This window comes from Variovorax paradoxus (assembly GCF_000834655.1).
In the GTDB taxonomy this organism is placed as follows: domain Bacteria; phylum Pseudomonadota; class Gammaproteobacteria; order Burkholderiales; family Burkholderiaceae_C; genus Variovorax; species Variovorax paradoxus_F.
In genome coordinates, this window is the sequence record NZ_JXQQ01000136.1 from 56,295 (window position 1) to 70,894 (window position 14,600).

General features: G+C 66.3%; 17 protein-coding genes. 3 read left to right on the plus strand and 14 right to left on the minus strand.

Translation table 11 applies throughout. The annotated features are described in order from the left end of the window. Positions 1-12: 12 nt before the first annotated feature. Entirely contained in the window at positions 13-1,839 is a 1,827-nt protein-coding gene (locus tag RT97_RS31535) for a hybrid sensor histidine kinase/response regulator (RefSeq protein ID WP_042582848.1), read from the minus strand. A gap of 16 nt (positions 1,840-1,855) precedes the next feature. After that, the gene (locus RT97_RS31540) at positions 1,856-2,566 is read right to left on the minus strand and encodes a response regulator transcription factor (protein WP_042582805.1); all 711 of its coding nucleotides are present in this window, start codon (positions 2,564-2,566) and stop codon (positions 1,856-1,858) included. Positions 2,567-2,741: 175 nt separating this feature from the next. Between RT97_RS31540 and RT97_RS31545 the strand changes: the two genes are divergently transcribed. Beyond that, positions 2,742-3,206, plus strand: coding sequence for a DUF962 domain-containing protein (locus tag RT97_RS31545; protein ID WP_042582806.1), 465 nt, complete (start codon positions 2,742-2,744; stop codon positions 3,204-3,206). A gap of 98 nt (positions 3,207-3,304) precedes the next feature. Continuing rightward, positions 3,305-4,246: an RNA polymerase sigma factor RpoH gene (rpoH, locus tag RT97_RS31550; RefSeq protein ID WP_042582807.1), complete on the plus strand. Its 942-nt coding sequence runs from the start codon at positions 3,305-3,307 to the stop codon at positions 4,244-4,246. Between the two features lie 44 nt (positions 4,247-4,290). On the opposite strand, the gene RT97_RS31555 is transcribed toward rpoH, so the two are convergent. From RT97_RS31555 to RT97_RS31580, 6 genes are read right to left on the minus strand one after another with little or no spacing between them, the layout of a single operon-like run. Then, the gene (locus RT97_RS31555; RefSeq protein WP_042582808.1) at positions 4,291-5,142 is read right to left on the minus strand and encodes a DNA alkylation repair protein; all 852 of its coding nucleotides are present in this window, start codon (positions 5,140-5,142) and stop codon (positions 4,291-4,293) included. Positions 5,143-5,152: 10 nt separating this feature from the next. Then, complete coding sequence (locus RT97_RS31560; RefSeq protein WP_042582809.1) at positions 5,153-5,758, minus strand: SCO family protein; 606 nt, start codon at positions 5,756-5,758, stop codon at positions 5,153-5,155. A gap of 19 nt (positions 5,759-5,777) precedes the next feature. Then, positions 5,778-6,683, minus strand: a complete 906-nt coding sequence (gene cyoE / locus RT97_RS31565; RefSeq protein WP_042582810.1) for a heme o synthase — start codon at positions 6,681-6,683, stop codon at positions 5,778-5,780. After that, positions 6,680-7,921 carry a COX15/CtaA family protein gene (locus RT97_RS31570; RefSeq protein WP_042582811.1) on the minus strand — a complete coding sequence of 414 codons (1,242 nt, stop codon included), beginning with the start codon at positions 7,919-7,921 and terminating at the stop codon, positions 6,680-6,682. Before RT97_RS31570 ends, cyoE begins: the two co-directional genes overlap by 4 nt. Positions 7,922-7,928: 7 nt before the next feature. Next, on the minus strand, positions 7,929-8,612 hold the full coding sequence (locus RT97_RS31575) for a hypothetical protein (protein WP_042582812.1): 684 nt from the start codon (positions 8,610-8,612) through the stop codon (positions 7,929-7,931). Beyond that, on the minus strand, positions 8,596-9,441 hold the full coding sequence (locus tag RT97_RS31580) for an SURF1 family protein (RefSeq protein WP_172672275.1): 846 nt from the start codon (positions 9,439-9,441) through the stop codon (positions 8,596-8,598). The genes RT97_RS31575 and RT97_RS31580 overlap by 17 nt, the downstream gene beginning before the upstream one ends. A 27-nt stretch (positions 9,442-9,468) precedes the next feature. Here RT97_RS31580 and RT97_RS31585 point away from each other — a divergent pair, with 27 nt between their 5' ends. Further along, the gene (locus RT97_RS31585; RefSeq protein ID WP_042582813.1) at positions 9,469-9,699 is read left to right on the plus strand and encodes a twin transmembrane helix small protein; all 231 of its coding nucleotides are present in this window, start codon (positions 9,469-9,471) and stop codon (positions 9,697-9,699) included. Between the two features lie 77 nt (positions 9,700-9,776). Here RT97_RS31585 and RT97_RS31590 read toward each other — a convergent pair whose 3' ends face one another. Genes RT97_RS31590 through coxB form a run of 6 tightly spaced genes read right to left on the minus strand, consistent with a single transcriptional unit; the run spans position 9,777 to position 14,562 of the window. Beyond that, the gene (locus RT97_RS31590; protein WP_042582814.1) at positions 9,777-10,658 is read right to left on the minus strand and encodes a cytochrome c oxidase subunit 3; all 882 of its coding nucleotides are present in this window, start codon (positions 10,656-10,658) and stop codon (positions 9,777-9,779) included. A gap of 59 nt (positions 10,659-10,717) precedes the next feature. After that, the gene (locus tag RT97_RS31595) at positions 10,718-10,924 is read right to left on the minus strand and encodes a DUF2970 domain-containing protein (protein WP_042582815.1); all 207 of its coding nucleotides are present in this window, start codon (positions 10,922-10,924) and stop codon (positions 10,718-10,720) included. Continuing rightward, complete coding sequence (locus tag RT97_RS31600) at positions 10,921-11,547, minus strand: cytochrome c oxidase assembly protein (RefSeq protein ID WP_042582816.1); 627 nt, start codon at positions 11,545-11,547, stop codon at positions 10,921-10,923. The genes RT97_RS31595 and RT97_RS31600 overlap by 4 nt, the downstream gene beginning before the upstream one ends. 24 nt (positions 11,548-11,571) lie before the next feature. Beyond that, entirely contained in the window at positions 11,572-11,688 is a 117-nt protein-coding gene (locus tag RT97_RS33665) for a cytochrome oxidase small assembly protein (RefSeq protein WP_007836360.1), read from the minus strand. Positions 11,689-11,702: 14 nt separating this feature from the next. Then, a complete protein-coding gene (gene ctaD / locus RT97_RS31605; RefSeq protein ID WP_042582817.1) occupies positions 11,703-13,340 on the minus strand; it encodes a cytochrome c oxidase subunit I in 1,638 nt (545 codons plus the stop codon). Between the two features lie 43 nt (positions 13,341-13,383). Beyond that, entirely contained in the window at positions 13,384-14,562 is a 1,179-nt protein-coding gene (gene coxB, locus RT97_RS31610; protein ID WP_042582850.1) for a cytochrome c oxidase subunit II, read from the minus strand. Positions 14,563-14,600 lie beyond the last annotated feature (38 nt).

A 14,600-nucleotide genomic window follows, 5' to 3' on the forward strand; every position in this document is an offset into this window, starting at 1 on the left:
CTACGAACGTTCTCAGGCATCCATCGCCGAGGGTTGGGCGGCAGGCTTCCGTGCGGCCAGTTCGGCCATCGCCTGGAGCAACGCGGACGCGACGACGGGCTTGAAGAGCACCGGCACCTGCGATTCCCGCACGCGCTGCAGGCGGGCGGGCGAGGTCTCACCGGTGACCAGCAGCAGCGGGGTATCGGGGGCGCCCTCGCCTGCCCCTAGGCTCAAGCGGAGCCCGGCGTCCAGGCCGTCGACGCCATCGGCCAAGCGGTAGTCGCACATCAGCAGGTCGAACGGGCGCCCCTCGCGGCGGGCCCATTGCAGGGCCGCGGCGGCGTCGGCCTCGTCGGCCACCGCGTGCGCATCGATCGCATGGGAGCGCAGCAGGCCGGTCATGGCCTCGCGGATCTCCAACTCGTCATCCAGCAGCAGCACGCGGCCCGGCAGCGCCGGCGCGGCCTTGCGCTGCGATGCCAGCACCTCGCCGGTGTCGGCCGAGAAAGCAGGCACCAGCCCGCCGGCCATGGCATGTGCGGCCGGCAGCACGACGCGAAAGAGGGTTCCTCGACCCGGGCGCGAATGCATCTGCACCGGATGCCCGAGCAGCCGCGACAGCCGCTGCACGATCGACAGCCCGATGCCCAGCCCGCGCGAGCGGTCGCGGCCGGGATTGTCGATCTGGTAGAACTCCTCGAAGATGCGCCCGGCCTGCTCGGGCGCGATGCCGATGCCCGTGTCGCGCACCTCCACCCACACCGAGTCGCCGCGCTCGCGCGCCATCACCGTCACGCCGCCTTGGGCGGTGTACTTGAGCGCGTTGTCCATCAGGTTGGAGAGCATGCGGTGCAGCAACTGCGGATCGCTGTGCACCCACAGGCCGCTCGCGCGCACGCGCAACTGCAGTTGCTTGTGCTCGGCGCGCGCCGAGAAGGTGTGGTTGAGCGGCAGGAACAGCGCGTCCAGCTGCACCGGCTGCGGCACCGCGGTGATCACGCCCGCATCGAGCCGCGAGACGTCCAGCATGGTGTCCAGCGACGCGCCCAGCGCATTCACCGCGCGCATCAGGCGCTCGGCGTTGCGGCCTTCGGGACGGTCGCGCAGCTCGTTCTCCAGCGCTGCGCCGAAGAGCGCGATCGCGTGCAGCGGCTGGCGCAGGTCGTGGCTGGCGGTGCCGAGGAAACGGGTTTTCTCTTCGCTCGCGCGCTCGGTGGCGGCGATCTGCTCGCCCAGGCGGGCGGCCAGCGCCTCGTTCTCGAAGCGCAGCAAGAGGGATTCGGTCAGGAGCTTGTGCTGCCCGATGCCCGCGCGCAGCGTCAGCAGCAGGTAGGCCGCGCCGGCCGCCGCCAAGAAGAGATGGAGGCCATCGCCCTGCCAGGCCAACGCAGTGATGAGCCCCAGCGCCATCGGCAGCGTGTAGCCGAAGAGCGCCGACTTCAGCGGCCAGAGCGATTGCGCCGCCCGGGAGCAACTGCCCACGACCACCGCCATCAGCAGCGAGGTCATCGGCAGGTTGTTGTACGGCACGATGAGCCAGGGCACCACCGCCGTGATCATGCTCACCAGCGTGACCATGCGGGAAATCTTGCGCGCCCAGTACGCGCTTTCGCGCGCAGGCCGCTGCGGCGTCCAGCGCGGCGTGAAGTAGACGTAGATGTCGGCGCTAAGCAGACTGGCCAGCCAGAACAGGAGGCTCGGGTTCTTCAGCTGCGAATAGATGATGCTGCCGAATACCACCACGAAGACCATGTGGGTCAGCGTCGAGATGCGGTAGGTGTCGTAGACCGAGGCGACATGCTCGCGCAGGACGCGCTGGCCAAGGGAGTGATCGGCGGACGGATCGCCTGACGCCACGGCCGGCACGCTCGGCTCAGTGCAGCGTGCTGATCAACTGGGCGCGCGAGCGCATGCCGAACAGCAGCAGGATGGTCGAGACGTGATTCTTCACCGTGCCCTCGCTCAGGTTGGCGAGTTGGGCGATTTCCTTGTTGGCCTTGCCTTCGAGCACCCACTGCAGCACCTGCATCTGGCGCGGCGTGAGCTCCTGCCAGGCGCTGGCATGGGCGAACTCGGCGTAGCCGGTGAGCGCCTTGGGCACGGCGGGCGGCGGGTTGCCCGCGGCTTCGGGGTCGAGCAGGCCGCAAGCGCGGATGAAGCTCACCACCTCCTTCAGGTCAGCCGACTTGGGCAGGAAGGCGCTGGCACCAAGGGCAAGCACGCCCTGCGCCAGCGTGCTGTTGCCGGTGCCCGACAGCACCACGATGCGCGCGGCCGGAAAGCGACGCCGGAACTCGGCCAGGCCGCTCAGGCCGTGGGTGTCGGGAAGCGCCAGGTCGAGCAGCACGAGACCGATGGCCGCCTGGTGGGTTTCGTACAGCGCGAGGGCGTCGGCCACGTTGGCCGCCTCGAAGACCTCGATGTGCGCGCCGGACGAACTGGCCTGCGCCTGCACCAGCGCGCAGACCCCCAGGCGAAGCAGGTCGTGGTCGTCCACGACCAGGATGGCGGTCGGCGTGCGAACTGGAAGTCCCGCCCCTGCTGTGTCGGACGGGGGCGTGGAGGAAGAATCGAAGGGAGCCACGCGTTTGATCTTAGCCGCGCGATCCGCGGGCGAAAGTGCCCTAAGTCATGACGCGGCGCACCCACCCGACCGGAACTGCTACTTTTTCAGTAGCACTTGCCACACTTGCCATCCACGGGCGCCGTGGGCACCATCGAAATCTCGCCGCATCGAACGGCGCCCCTGGAGACCCACCATGATGCATACCGCTGCCGCCCCGCTGGCCACGAGCGACCGCAAGGTCGATCGGCTCCTCGCGCACTACGAGGAAAGCCACCGCAACCCGACCAACGAACTGATCCACTACATCGCCATCCCGGCGATCATGCTGAGCATCGTGGGCCTGCTCTTCGCGATCCATCCGTGGGTGGCCTACGTTTTCGTCGCGGCGAGCCTCGTCTACTACGCGCTACTGCGCGCACCGGCCTTTCTGCTGACGATGCTCGTGCTCACCGCGCTGGCGCTGGCGGTGGTGCATGCGATGGGCGGGCTTGTTTTGCCGGTTTCAGCCGCCATCTTCGTAGTGGCATGGATATTCCAGTTCGTGGGCCACAAGATCGAGGGCAGGAAACCTTCGTTCTTCGAAGACATCCAATACCTCTGGGTCGGCCCACTGTTCGTCCTGTCAAAGCTGTTTTTGAAGCTGAGAGTCCGTTGGTAGCCTTTGGCTATCAAAGCAATAGGAGCTTAAGGGAACCCTTGGTTTAGCACTCCCTCTAACCGAGTGCTAATATGGCCAACACAAAGGAGTTTCCCCTGATGACAACGCTGTCTGGAGTCTCTGCCAACCAGCTGGCCGTCGCCAATCCATGGTCGATGGTCCCCCCGCTGGGCAACCTGGATGCATACATTTCGGCCGCCAACCGCCTGCCGCTGCTCACGCTCGAAGAAGAGCAGGGCTTCGCACGCAAGCTGCGCGACCAGAACGACCTCGACGCCGCCGGCGCGCTGATCCTGTCGCACCTGCGCCTCGTGGTTTCCATTTCCCGCCAATACCTGGGCTACGGGTTGCCTCACGGCGACCTGATCCAGGAAGGCAACGTGGGCCTCATGAAGGCCGTGAAGCGCTTCGACCCTGACCAAGGTGTGCGGCTGGTGAGCTACGCCATGCACTGGATCAAGGCCGAGATTCACGAGTACATCCTGAAGAACTGGCGCATGGTCAAGGTCGCGACGACCAAGGCCCAGCGCAAGCTGTTCTTCAACCTGCGCTCGATGAAGCAGGGTTTCAAGGCCGACTCGGCCGCGTCCGACAACGGCACGCACCGCGAAACGCTCAGCCCCGACGAGGTATCGCAGATGGCGACCCGGCTGAACGTCAAGCCCGAGGAAGTGCTCGAGATGGAAACCCGCCTGTCGGGCGGCGACGTGCTGCTCGATCCGGGTCCGTCCGATGACGGCGACGAGGCCTTCGGCCCCATCGCCTACCTGGCCGACGCGACGCAGGAGCCCACGGCCCTGCTCGAATCGCAGCAGCGCGACCGCCTGTCGAGCGACGGCATCGCCACCGCGCTCGAAGCGCTGGACGATCGCAGCCGCCGCATCGTGGAAGAGCGCTGGCTCAAGGTCAACGACGACGGCTCGGGCGGCATGACGCTGCACGACCTGGCGGCGGTGTACGGCGTGAGCGCCGAGCGCATCCGCCAGATCGAAGTCGCCGCGATGAAGAAGATGAAGAAGGCGCTGGCGGACTACGCGTAAGCGTGCCGCCATCCAGCAAAAAGCCCGGCACTGCCGGGCTTTTTTCATGGGCCTTTGGCGAGCGTCCGCAACGCGCGTTTGGCGATGTACCTCGTCGCGCCGATGTCCGATTCCGCAACCCAGCGCTTGCACAGCTCCTCGACCCACTCTCCCTGCGACTTGCTCGCATCGTTGAGCCAGTTCGCCACCGAGTTCTGCACATAGCGGCTGCCGTCCGCCCGCAGCGGCTCGATCAGCGGCAATGCACGCCAAGGCTCGGCCTTGAGCGCCTCGATCTGCGCGCACCACACACCGCGCGGCCGCGTGAGTTCGCTGGGAAAGCGGCGGATGTTCGGATCGGCGTCGAGCACCCACGGCTGCAGCAGCGCGAGCGCTTCGTCCAGCGAGGCGATGACCGCGTCGCGCACGGCCATCCACGCGATCTCGCGCACGCCGAAATGCGGGTCGGCGGCGAAGCGGCGCACGGCATCTAGTTGCGCCGGCAAGGGCAAGCCCGAGAGCGTGACCCACTGCGCCGCCCAGCAGCGCGCCACGTCGCTCGTGTGGGTGGCCAGCCGGTGCGCCACGGCATCGCGCTCGGCGTGAAGCGCCGTCAGGTCGTAGAGCGCGCGGGCGATGTGGGTGTGCCGCTGCATCGGCTTGAAGGCGCCGAGCATGGCGATGGTGTCCACAAGCCGCTCGCTCGCCGCGTCGAGTCCGACATGGCCAGCGACGCTGCGTGCAAGCTGCGGCAGCTCGAGCGCCATGAATTCGTTGAGGTTGACGGTCTCCAGCAACCCGCCGTTGAGGGCGCGCAGCACCTCCGGGGGAATGAGCGCGATGCGGAAGGCGCCCTTGCGCGCCTTCAGGTGATCGACCGATGCGACGACCACGCCAGCGGCAGCAGCGGCGTCCAAAGGCCAGCCCTCAGGAACCGAGCAGCGTCTTCAGATCCGACACCATGGACGGCACGCCCGCGCCATAGCGCGCATAAAGGCGCAGCCGGCCCTGTGTGTCATAGATGAAGCTCGCCGCCGAGTGGTCCATCGAATAGCTGGTAGGCGTCTTGCCGTCGACCTTCTTGTAGTAGACCTTGAAGTCCTTGGCGGTCGCGACGAGCTCCTCGGGCGTCGGGATGAGCGCAACGAAATTCGGGTCGAACGCGCCCATGTAGGCCTTCATCACCTCGGGCGTGTCGCGCGCCGGATCGACGGTGACGAACAGCACCTGCAGCTTGTCGCCGTCCTTGCCCAGTTGCTGCTTGACCTGGGCCATCTCGGTCATCGTGGTCGGGCAGACGTCGGGGCATTGCGCGTAGCCGAAGAACAGCACCACCGCCTTGCCCTTGAAGTCGGCCATGGTGCGGACCTTGCCGTCGGCGTCCTTCAGCGAGAAGTCCTTGGCGTAGTCGGCGCCCGTGATGTCGACCGCATTGAAGCTTTGCTTCGTCTCGCTGCAGGCCGCGAGGCCCATGCCCAGCGCCGCCGCGGCGATGCTGCCGGCGATCAGTTGGAGAGCGATGCGCTTGTTCATGGGAGCGGTCGTATTCAATTCAGTGGAGGTAGTGATCGACGAGCAGCGCCAGGAACAGCACGCTCAGGTGGATCAACGAAAACCGGAAGGTCTTGCGCGCGAGCGTGTCGGAGTACTTGCGCCAGAGCGCGAACGCATAGCCCGTGAAGCCGACGCTCACGGCCACGGCGACCGCCAGGTACAGCCAGCCGCTCATGCCGTAGATGAAGGGCATGAGGCACGCCGCGAAAAGAATGAAGGTGTAGAGCAGCACCTGCAGCCGCGTGAACTCGTTGCCGTGCGTGACCGGCAGCATGGGCAGCCCCGCCTTGCGGTAGTCCTCGACGCGGTAGAGCGCCAGCGCCCAGAAATGCGGCGGCGTCCACAGGAAGATGATGAGAAAGAGGATCAGCGCCTCGGGGCCCACATCGCCCGTCATCGCGGCCCAGCCCAGCACCGGCGGCATTGCGCCCGAGGCGCCGCCGATCACGATGTTCTGCGGTGTCAGCGGCTTGAGGATCACGGTGTAGATCACCGCATAGCCGACGAAGGTGGCGAAGGTCAGCCACATGGTGAGCGGGTTGACCGTGAACCAGAGCAGCGCCGAACCCGCCGCGCACAGCAGCGCCGAGAACACCAGCGCCTGCAGGTCGCTGAGCTGCCCGCGCGCCGTGGGGCGCCAGGCGGTGCGCTTCATCTTGGCGTCGATGCCCTTCTCGACCAGGCAGTTGAACGCCGCCGCCGCACCGGCCACCAGCCAGATGCCGATGCTGGCGAGCACGGCACGTTGCACGTCGAACCACGAGGGCAGCCCGGGCACGGCGAGCACCATGCCGATCAGCGCGCAGAACACGATCAGCTGCACCACGCGCGGCTTGGTCAGCGCGTAGAACTGGCGCAGCACGTTCGCGGTGCTGGTGTGCTGAACGGGGATCGGGGTGCTCACGCGGGGGCTTTCTTCGAAGTGGGGGTCGTGGAGGTACCGCGTGCATTGTCGTCGGCACGCGCCGTGGCGGTCGCGGCGACGGTCACGGCGGCTTTGCGGCGGCTCTCGCACAGCGCCCAGGTCAGCACCACGGCCAGCGCCGCTGCACCGCCGGTGTGGAGCACGGCCGCGGCCAGCGGCCAGCCGAGCAGCACGTTGCCAAGGCCCGTGGCAAGCTGGAGCAACGCCAGGCCGGCCAGCCAATGGGCCTGCGGGCGCAGCGCATCGATGCGGCGCAGGCGCCAGGCGAGCAGGCCGAGCGCCACGAAGACCGCGTAGGCCATCAACCGGTGCGCGTAGTGGATGGCGGTGAGCGCCGAGAAATCGAGCGGCTGGCCCTCGCCGGTCACGCCCAGGTGGCGCCAGATCTCGAAGCCCTGCGCGAAATTCATCGGCGGCCACCAGCTGCCCTGGCAGGTCGGGAACTGGGTGCAGGCGAGGACCGCGTAGTTGGTGCTGACCCAGCCGCCGAGCGCGATCTGCAGCACGAGCAAGACGGTGGTCGCGATAAGGCCGTTGCGAAGGGCCGGCGACACCGGCGTGGGCAGGCGGTCTGCAGCAGCCTGCCGGTAGTGAACGGCCTGCAAGCAAAGCAACGCAAGCAGCACGATGGCGCCGAGCAGGTGCAAGGTGACGATCGCGGGGAAGAGCTTCCAGGTGACGGTCATGGCGCCGAAGGCGCCCTGCAGACTGACCCAGATCAGGGTGAAGGTGGGCCACCCGGCACTGAGCGTCGCATGGTCGCGGCCGTCGACAGGCGGGGCGCCATTCCATGACTGGCGCAGCCGCACGATCCAGGTCGCCACGGCGAGGACGAGGATCAGCACGCCCACGCCCGTCGCCAGATAGCGATGGACCATCTCTACCCACGCCTTGCTGTGCGTCACCGGCCCGGTCGGCTGGGCCGACTGCGCCATTGCGATCTCGTGCCGCGCGCCGACCGGGCTGGCGTTGCCGTAGCAGCCGGGCCAGTCGGGGCAGCCGAGTCCCGAATCGGTCAGGCGCGTGAAGGCGCCGAACAGCGTGAGGTCGAAGGTGAGGAACAGCGTGAGCACCGTCAGCGCGTGCAGCCGCCGCGCCGGGCCGTGCCCCGCGTTGCGGCGCCACACCCAGATGAGCGGGCCGAGCGCGATCAGCACGCCGGCCGCCATCAGCCAGGCGATCGGCGCGAGGTCGTACAGGGAGCTCGTGTCCGTCATGGGCAGGTCAGCGGCCGGGTTCGTCCCACGACGACGACGCACGCAACAGGCGGTCGATGTCGCGCTTGGCGCGGCTCGCGCCCGCGGCGTCCATGCGCGCGGGGAAACGCATCATCCAGTTGCCCATCGGATCGACCACATAGAGGTGCTCGGCGAGGGAGTGACCCGAAACGGGGGCAAGCCACCTGGCCAACTCGTCGGCCGGCACGCGCAGCACCGTCGCGCCGTGCAGGCCGTTGTTCAGGCGCTCGGGCACGGGGGCCGCATCGCTCACGAGCCAGACGCGGTCCATGCGGTCCTTCTCGCGGCCCAGGCTCTCGCGCAGTTGCCGTTGCAGGTAGAGCTGTTGCTCGCACAGCGCGTCGCAGGCCGCATCGGCCACCGCGACCAGGAGCCACTGGCCCTTGAGCGTGGCGACGTCGACGGGCGCGCCGTTGCGGTCGGTGGCGGTCATTTTGGGCAGTTCGCGCTGCGGATTGATCAGCTCGCCGTAGACGCTGCGGCCTTCGGGGCGGATCACGTAATAGGTGAAGTACGAGGCGATGACGGGCGCGGCGCACATCAGCAGCACCGCGATCATCTTCCAGCGCCCGACGACCGTGCGTCGGCCCTCGGAGCCGTCGAGCGCCTGGCTGGGCGACGGCATCGAGTGCACCGTCAGGCCCAGCGGCTCGTCAGAGGCGGCGCTCATCGCGTGCGCGGCGCCGCGAGCGGCGGAAGGGGGTGATGAATTGGAACCAGACATAGAGGATGACGACGAGGGCCGAGAGGCCGAACCACTGGAATGCGTAACCGTAGTGCCTCTCCAGGCCCAGCGCCGGGGCCGGCCAGTCGCGCTGCAGGCCCTCGGAGGCCGGGCCGGTCTGCTGCAGCGAAACATCGGTTCGCAGCGGCAGCTTGGTCTCGGCACGGAACGCCTCCAGGTCGAGATTTTGCCGGATGGACGAAGACCCCTCGGCGGCCGGTGCCTGCAAGGGCGCGGAAGCCGATGGAGCGGGCGCGGGCGCTGGCGTGGCGGCGGCCGGCGTGCCCAGCTCGAGCAAGTGGCTCGGCGGCGGCTCGATCAGGCCGGTGACCTCCACGATGCCGGCAGGCGTTTCGACCGCCCCGAGCTTGGTGCGGTCGACGAAATTGCGCTGCACCCAGCCGCGCTGGATCATCACCGTCTGCTCGGTGCCTTCGAGGGCGAAGGGCGTGAGCACGTAGAAGCCGGGTACGCCGTGCATCTGGCGGTTGTCCAGGTACACCGTCTGCGGCGAGAGCCAGAGGCCGCGCAGGCGCACCGGGCGGTGCAGCGAATCGCTGGCCTGCGCGAGCGCGAGGAACTCGGCCTGGTCGAGCGCGGGCTTCTGCTTCTCGGCGTCGATGCTGGCCTGCAGCGCTTCTTTCTGCGCGGCGCGCGACAGCTGCCAGCGGCCCAGCGAGACAGTGGCGGCCAACGTCAGGATGGCCGCGATGGTGACGAGCCAGAAGCGGCCGCGGCTGCGCGGCGCTTCGCTGTTCAGGGGTTCGGGGATCACTGGAGAGGACGGGGCGTGCGGCCGATAATGCGGGTCATGAAATATTTCGTCGCCCTGGTCTTCGTGGGCATCTTCGCGAGCCTCGCCTTTGCGCTGTACTTCATGCTGAAGGACGGTCGCAACGGGCGCGCGAAGAGCGGCGGCATGGCGCGCGCGCTCACCTTTCGGATCGGCCTGTCGGTGTTTTTGTTCCTCTGCATGCTGCTCGCCTGGAAACTCGGCTACATCCAGCCCACCGGGCTCCCGCTCGGCAAGTAGATGGTGCTCGTTCCACGAGAACCATGAAAAAGGCGCCTTACGGCGCCTTTTTTCTGGAATGCCGCGAGGTTCTTCGCTCAAAGCCAGTAGACCAGCATGTAGAGACCCAACCACACCACGTCGACGAAGTGCCAGTACCAGGCCGCCCCTTCGAAGCCGAAGTGGCGCTCTGGCGTGAAGTGGCCCTTCTGCAGGCGCAGCGTGATGAACAGCAGCATCAACATGCCGATGAACACGTGCAGGCCGTGGAAGCCCGTCAGCATGAAGAAGGTCGAGCCGTAGGTGCCCGAGCTGAGCTTCAGGTTCAGTTCGGTGTACAGGTGGTGGTACTCGTAGCCCTGCACGCCCAGGAAGATCACGCCCAGCAGCACGGTAAGCCACATGAAGCGGATGGTCTGCGCACGATGGCCGGCACGCAGCGCGTGGTGGGCGATCGTGAGCGTCACGCCCGAGCTCAGCAGCAGCGCGGTATTGATGGTGGGCAGCCAGAACGGACCCACGGTCTGGAACGGCTCGACGATGTCGGCGGGCGAAGCGGTCGCACCGGCGGCCACGCTGGGCCACACGGCCTTGAAGTCGGGCCAGAGGATCGCGTTGTCCAGGCTGCCCAGTGCCGGCAGCGAGTGGGTGCGGGCCCACCACAGCGCGGTGAAGAAAGCGCCGAAGAACATCACTTCCGAGAAGATGAACCAGCTCATGCTCCAGCGGAACGAGAGATCGATCTTGTGGCCGTACTGCCCGCTCTCGCTCTCGCCGATGGCCGCCCGGAACCACACGAAGAGCGTGGCGAGCCAGCCGACCATGCCGGCCGCAAGCGACCAGGCGCCCCACTCGTGGCCGTTGATCCATTGCGCCGCACCGAGGATCACGAAGAACAGGCCGGTCGCTGCCATGACCGGGTAGGCCGATGGTCCGGGCACGAAGTAGTAGGGCGTGGTGCCGTGGGTGGTTGAACTCATATCAGCTCCTGGCTTTCTTTCTTCTCTCGATTCAATGGATTCTGGTTATCGTGGGTTCGTCAGGCCGTGGCAACCACATGCCGCACCAGCAGCACCAGCCCGACGACGAAGACGATCACCGCGGCGAACGCCACCGCGATGATGTGCAACGGATTCAGCTTGCCCAAGTCTTCCTGGTAGGCGCTGTTCTTGCGAACGCCGAAGAACGACCAACCGACCGCCTTGATGGTGTCCCACAACGTGGCCTTCTTGCCGGTCGAACTCACGAGCGCGGCTCATCGGCGGTGCCCGTAGCAGCGGCCACCGGTGCTGCCGGCGTCTTGCCGCCCACCTCGAAGAAGGTGTACGACAGCGTGATGGTCTTCACATCCTTGGAGATCTTCGGGTCGATCACGAACGCGACTGGCCACTGCTTCTTCTCGCCCGGATCGAGCGTGTACTGGTTGAAGCAGAAGCACTCGAGCTTGTTGAAGTACGGCGCCGCCTGCTGCGGCGCGTAGCTCGGAATGGCCTGCGCGGCCATGCGGCGGTTCTGCACGTTCTGGAACTCGTACATCACCGTGTTGAGCTGGCCCGGGTGCACCTCGATGGTCCGCTCCGCGGGCTTGAAGTCCCAGAGGCCCCCGCGCACGTTGGAATCGAACTCGACCTTGATCGTGCGGGTCATGTCGACCTGCGTGTTGTCGGGGACGCGCACGTTCTTGCCGCCGCTCGCGCCGCCGGGCACCTCGAGCTCGGAGAGCGCCAGGATGTTGATGCCGGTCATCTCGCAGATCGCGCGGTACATCGGCACCAGCGCATAGCCGAAGGCAAACATGCCGCAGGTCACGACGGCGAGCTTGCCGACCATGCGGACATTGGCGCGGCGGATGCGTTGGCCGAGACTCATGCGTGCTGCTCCCGTTCGGTGCGGTCAGCGACCGCTGAAGAAGACCATGCGCACGATGAAGCCGATGAAGAAGATCACCGCGATGGAGGCCAGCGTGAGCCCCATGCGACGGTTGTTCTTTCTTTGCTCGGGTGTCGTCATCGTCGTGCGATCGATTAACCGATCACCTTGGTGGCGGTCGGATCGAGCTTGGGCGGGGTCTCGAAGGTGTGGAACGGCGCCGGCGACGGCACTTCCCACTCCAGGCCTTCAGCCGCTTCCCACGGCTTCTGCGAAGCCTTCTCGCCCTTGCCGCGCATGGTCGGCAGCACGATGAAGAGGAAGAAATACAGCTGGGCGAAACCGAAGAAGAAGGCACCGACCGACGCCAGGGCGTTGAAGTCGGCGAACTGCATCGGGTAGTCGGCGTAGCGTCGCGGCATGCCGGCCAGGCCCAGGAAGTGCATCGGGAAGAAGGTCACGTTGAACGAGATCAGCGACCACCAGAAGTGCACCTTGCCGCGCGTTTCGTTGTACATCACGCCGGTCCACTTGGGCACCCAGTAGTAGAAGCCCGAGAACATGGCGAACAGCGAGCCGGCCACCAGCACGTAGTGGAAGTGGGCCACCACGTAATACGTGTCTTGCAGCTGCGTGTCGATCGGCGCGACCGCGAGGATGAGGCCGGTGAAGCCGCCCATCGTGAACACGAAGATGAAGCCGACCGCGAACAGCATGGGCGTCTCGAAGGTCATCGAGCCCTGCCACATCGTGGCGATCCAGTTGAAGATCTTCACGGCCGTGGGCACCGCGATCAGCATCGTCGCGTACATGAAGAACAGCTGGCCGGTGAGCGGCATGCCGGTCGTGAACATGTGGTGGGCCCACACGATGAACGACAGGATGGCGATCGACGAGGTGGCGTACACCATCGAGGCGTAGCCGAAGAGCTTCTTGCGGGCGAAGGCCGGCACGACCTGGCTGATGATGCCGAAGGCCGGCAAGATCATGATGTAGACCTCGGGGTGGCCGAAGAACCAGAAGATGTGCTGGTACATCACCGGGTCGCCGCCGCCGGCGGGGTTGAAGAAGCTGGTGCCGAAGTGGCGGTCGGTCAGCGTCATCGTGATGGCGCCTGCGAGCACGGGCATCACGGCGATCAGCAGGTACGCGGTGATGAGCCAGGTCCAGCAGAACATCGGCATCTTCATCAGCGTCATGCCGGGAGCGCGCATGTTCAGGATGGTGACGATGATGTTGATCGAGCCCATGATCGAGGAAGCGCCCATGATGTGCATCGCGAAGATGCCGGCGTCCATCGAGGGGCCCATCTGCAGCGTCAGGGGCGCGTAAAGCGTCCAGCCTGCAGCCGGCGCGCCGCCGGGCATGAAGAACGAACCCACCAGCATCAGCGCCGCGGGAATCAGCAGCCAGAAGCTGAAGTTGTTCATGCGCGCGAACGCCATGTCGGAGGCGCCCACCTGCAGCGGGATCATCCAGTTCGCGAAGCCCACGAAGGCCGGCATGATGGCGCCGAACACCATGATCAGGCCGTGCATGGTGGTGAACTGGTTGAAGAGCTCGGGGTTCACCAGTTGCAGGCCCGGCTGGAACAGCTCGGCGCGGATCAGGAGCGCCAAGACGCCGCCCACCATCAGCATCGTGAAGCTGAACAGCAGGTAGAGCGTGCCGATGTCCTTGTGGTTGGTCGCGAACACCCAGCGACGCCAGCCGGTGGGCGCGTGGTGGTCGTGATGCTCGTCGTGTGCGTGGTCGCCGTGGGCGTGACCGTGGGGGTCGAGGACTGCACTCATTTCGTTGTTCCTTGCAATTTCTTCTTCGCGGGGCGCTGCCGTATCACTTGCCGCGCAGGGCCAGCACTTCGGCCGGCTGCACCAGCTGGCCCGTCTTGTTCGACCAGCTGTTCTTGGTGTACGTGGCCACTGCCGCGAGGTCGGTGTCGCTCAGTTGCTTCCAGGAAGGCATCGCGCCGTTGTTCTGGCCGTTGAGCAGCACTTCCAGTTGCACCTTGTGATCGGCGGCAACCACCTTGGCCGAGCCGTCGAGCGGCTTGATCGGGCCGGCGCCCTTGCCGTTGGCCTGGTGGCAGGCGGCGCAGTTGGCAGCGTAGACCTTCTCGCCGCGAACCAGCATCTCGGGCAGCGCCCAGACCTTCGTCGGGTCGTCCAGCTTGGCGGCGGCTTCCTTGCGCTTGGCGGCGACCCAGGTCGTGTAGTCGGCAGACGACACCACCTTCACGTGGATAGGCATGTAGGCGTGTTCCTTGCCGCACAGCTCCTGGCACTGGCCGTAGTAGTCGCCCACGGTCTCGGCACGGAACCAGGTGTCGCGCACGAAGCCGGGAATCGCGTCCTGCTTCAAGCCCAGCTGCGGCACGGCAAACGCATGGATCACGTCGTTGGCGGTGGTGATGATGCGGACCTTCTTGTTGACCGGCACCACCAGCGGGTTGTCGACCTTGAGCAGGTAGTCGTCGGGCATCGCGCCCCTGGCACCCGCATCGGACATCGCGCGCTGCGAGCTGTCGAGCGTGGAGATGAAGGCCAGGCCTTCGCCTTCGCCGTTCAGGTAGTCGTAGCCCCACTTCCACTGGTAGCCCGTGGTCTTGATGGTGAGGTCGGCGTTGGTGGTGTCCTTCTGGGCCACGAGCACCTTGGTGGCGGGCAGCGCCATCACGATCACGATGAGGAAGGGAACGATGGTCCAGATGACCTCGACCACCACCGATTCATGGAAGTTCGCGGCCTTGTGGCCCACCGACTTGCGGTGCTTCCAGATCGAATAGAACATGACCGCGAACACGGCGACGAAGATGACCGTGCACAGAATCATCATGATCGTGTGGAGCAGATGCTGCTCCTGCGCGATCTTGGTCACACCGACCGGAAGATTCAACTGGCGAACCGAAGGGCCGCCGGGCAGATCGTTGACTGCGTGCGCCGCGCTGCTGAAAGCCGCGCCGGCCGCCAGCAACAGATTCGCCGGCCTGTACTTATTGCGCCAAATGCTCTTCATCGTGTTCACGTTTCTTCAATTTTTTCGACAAACCCAAC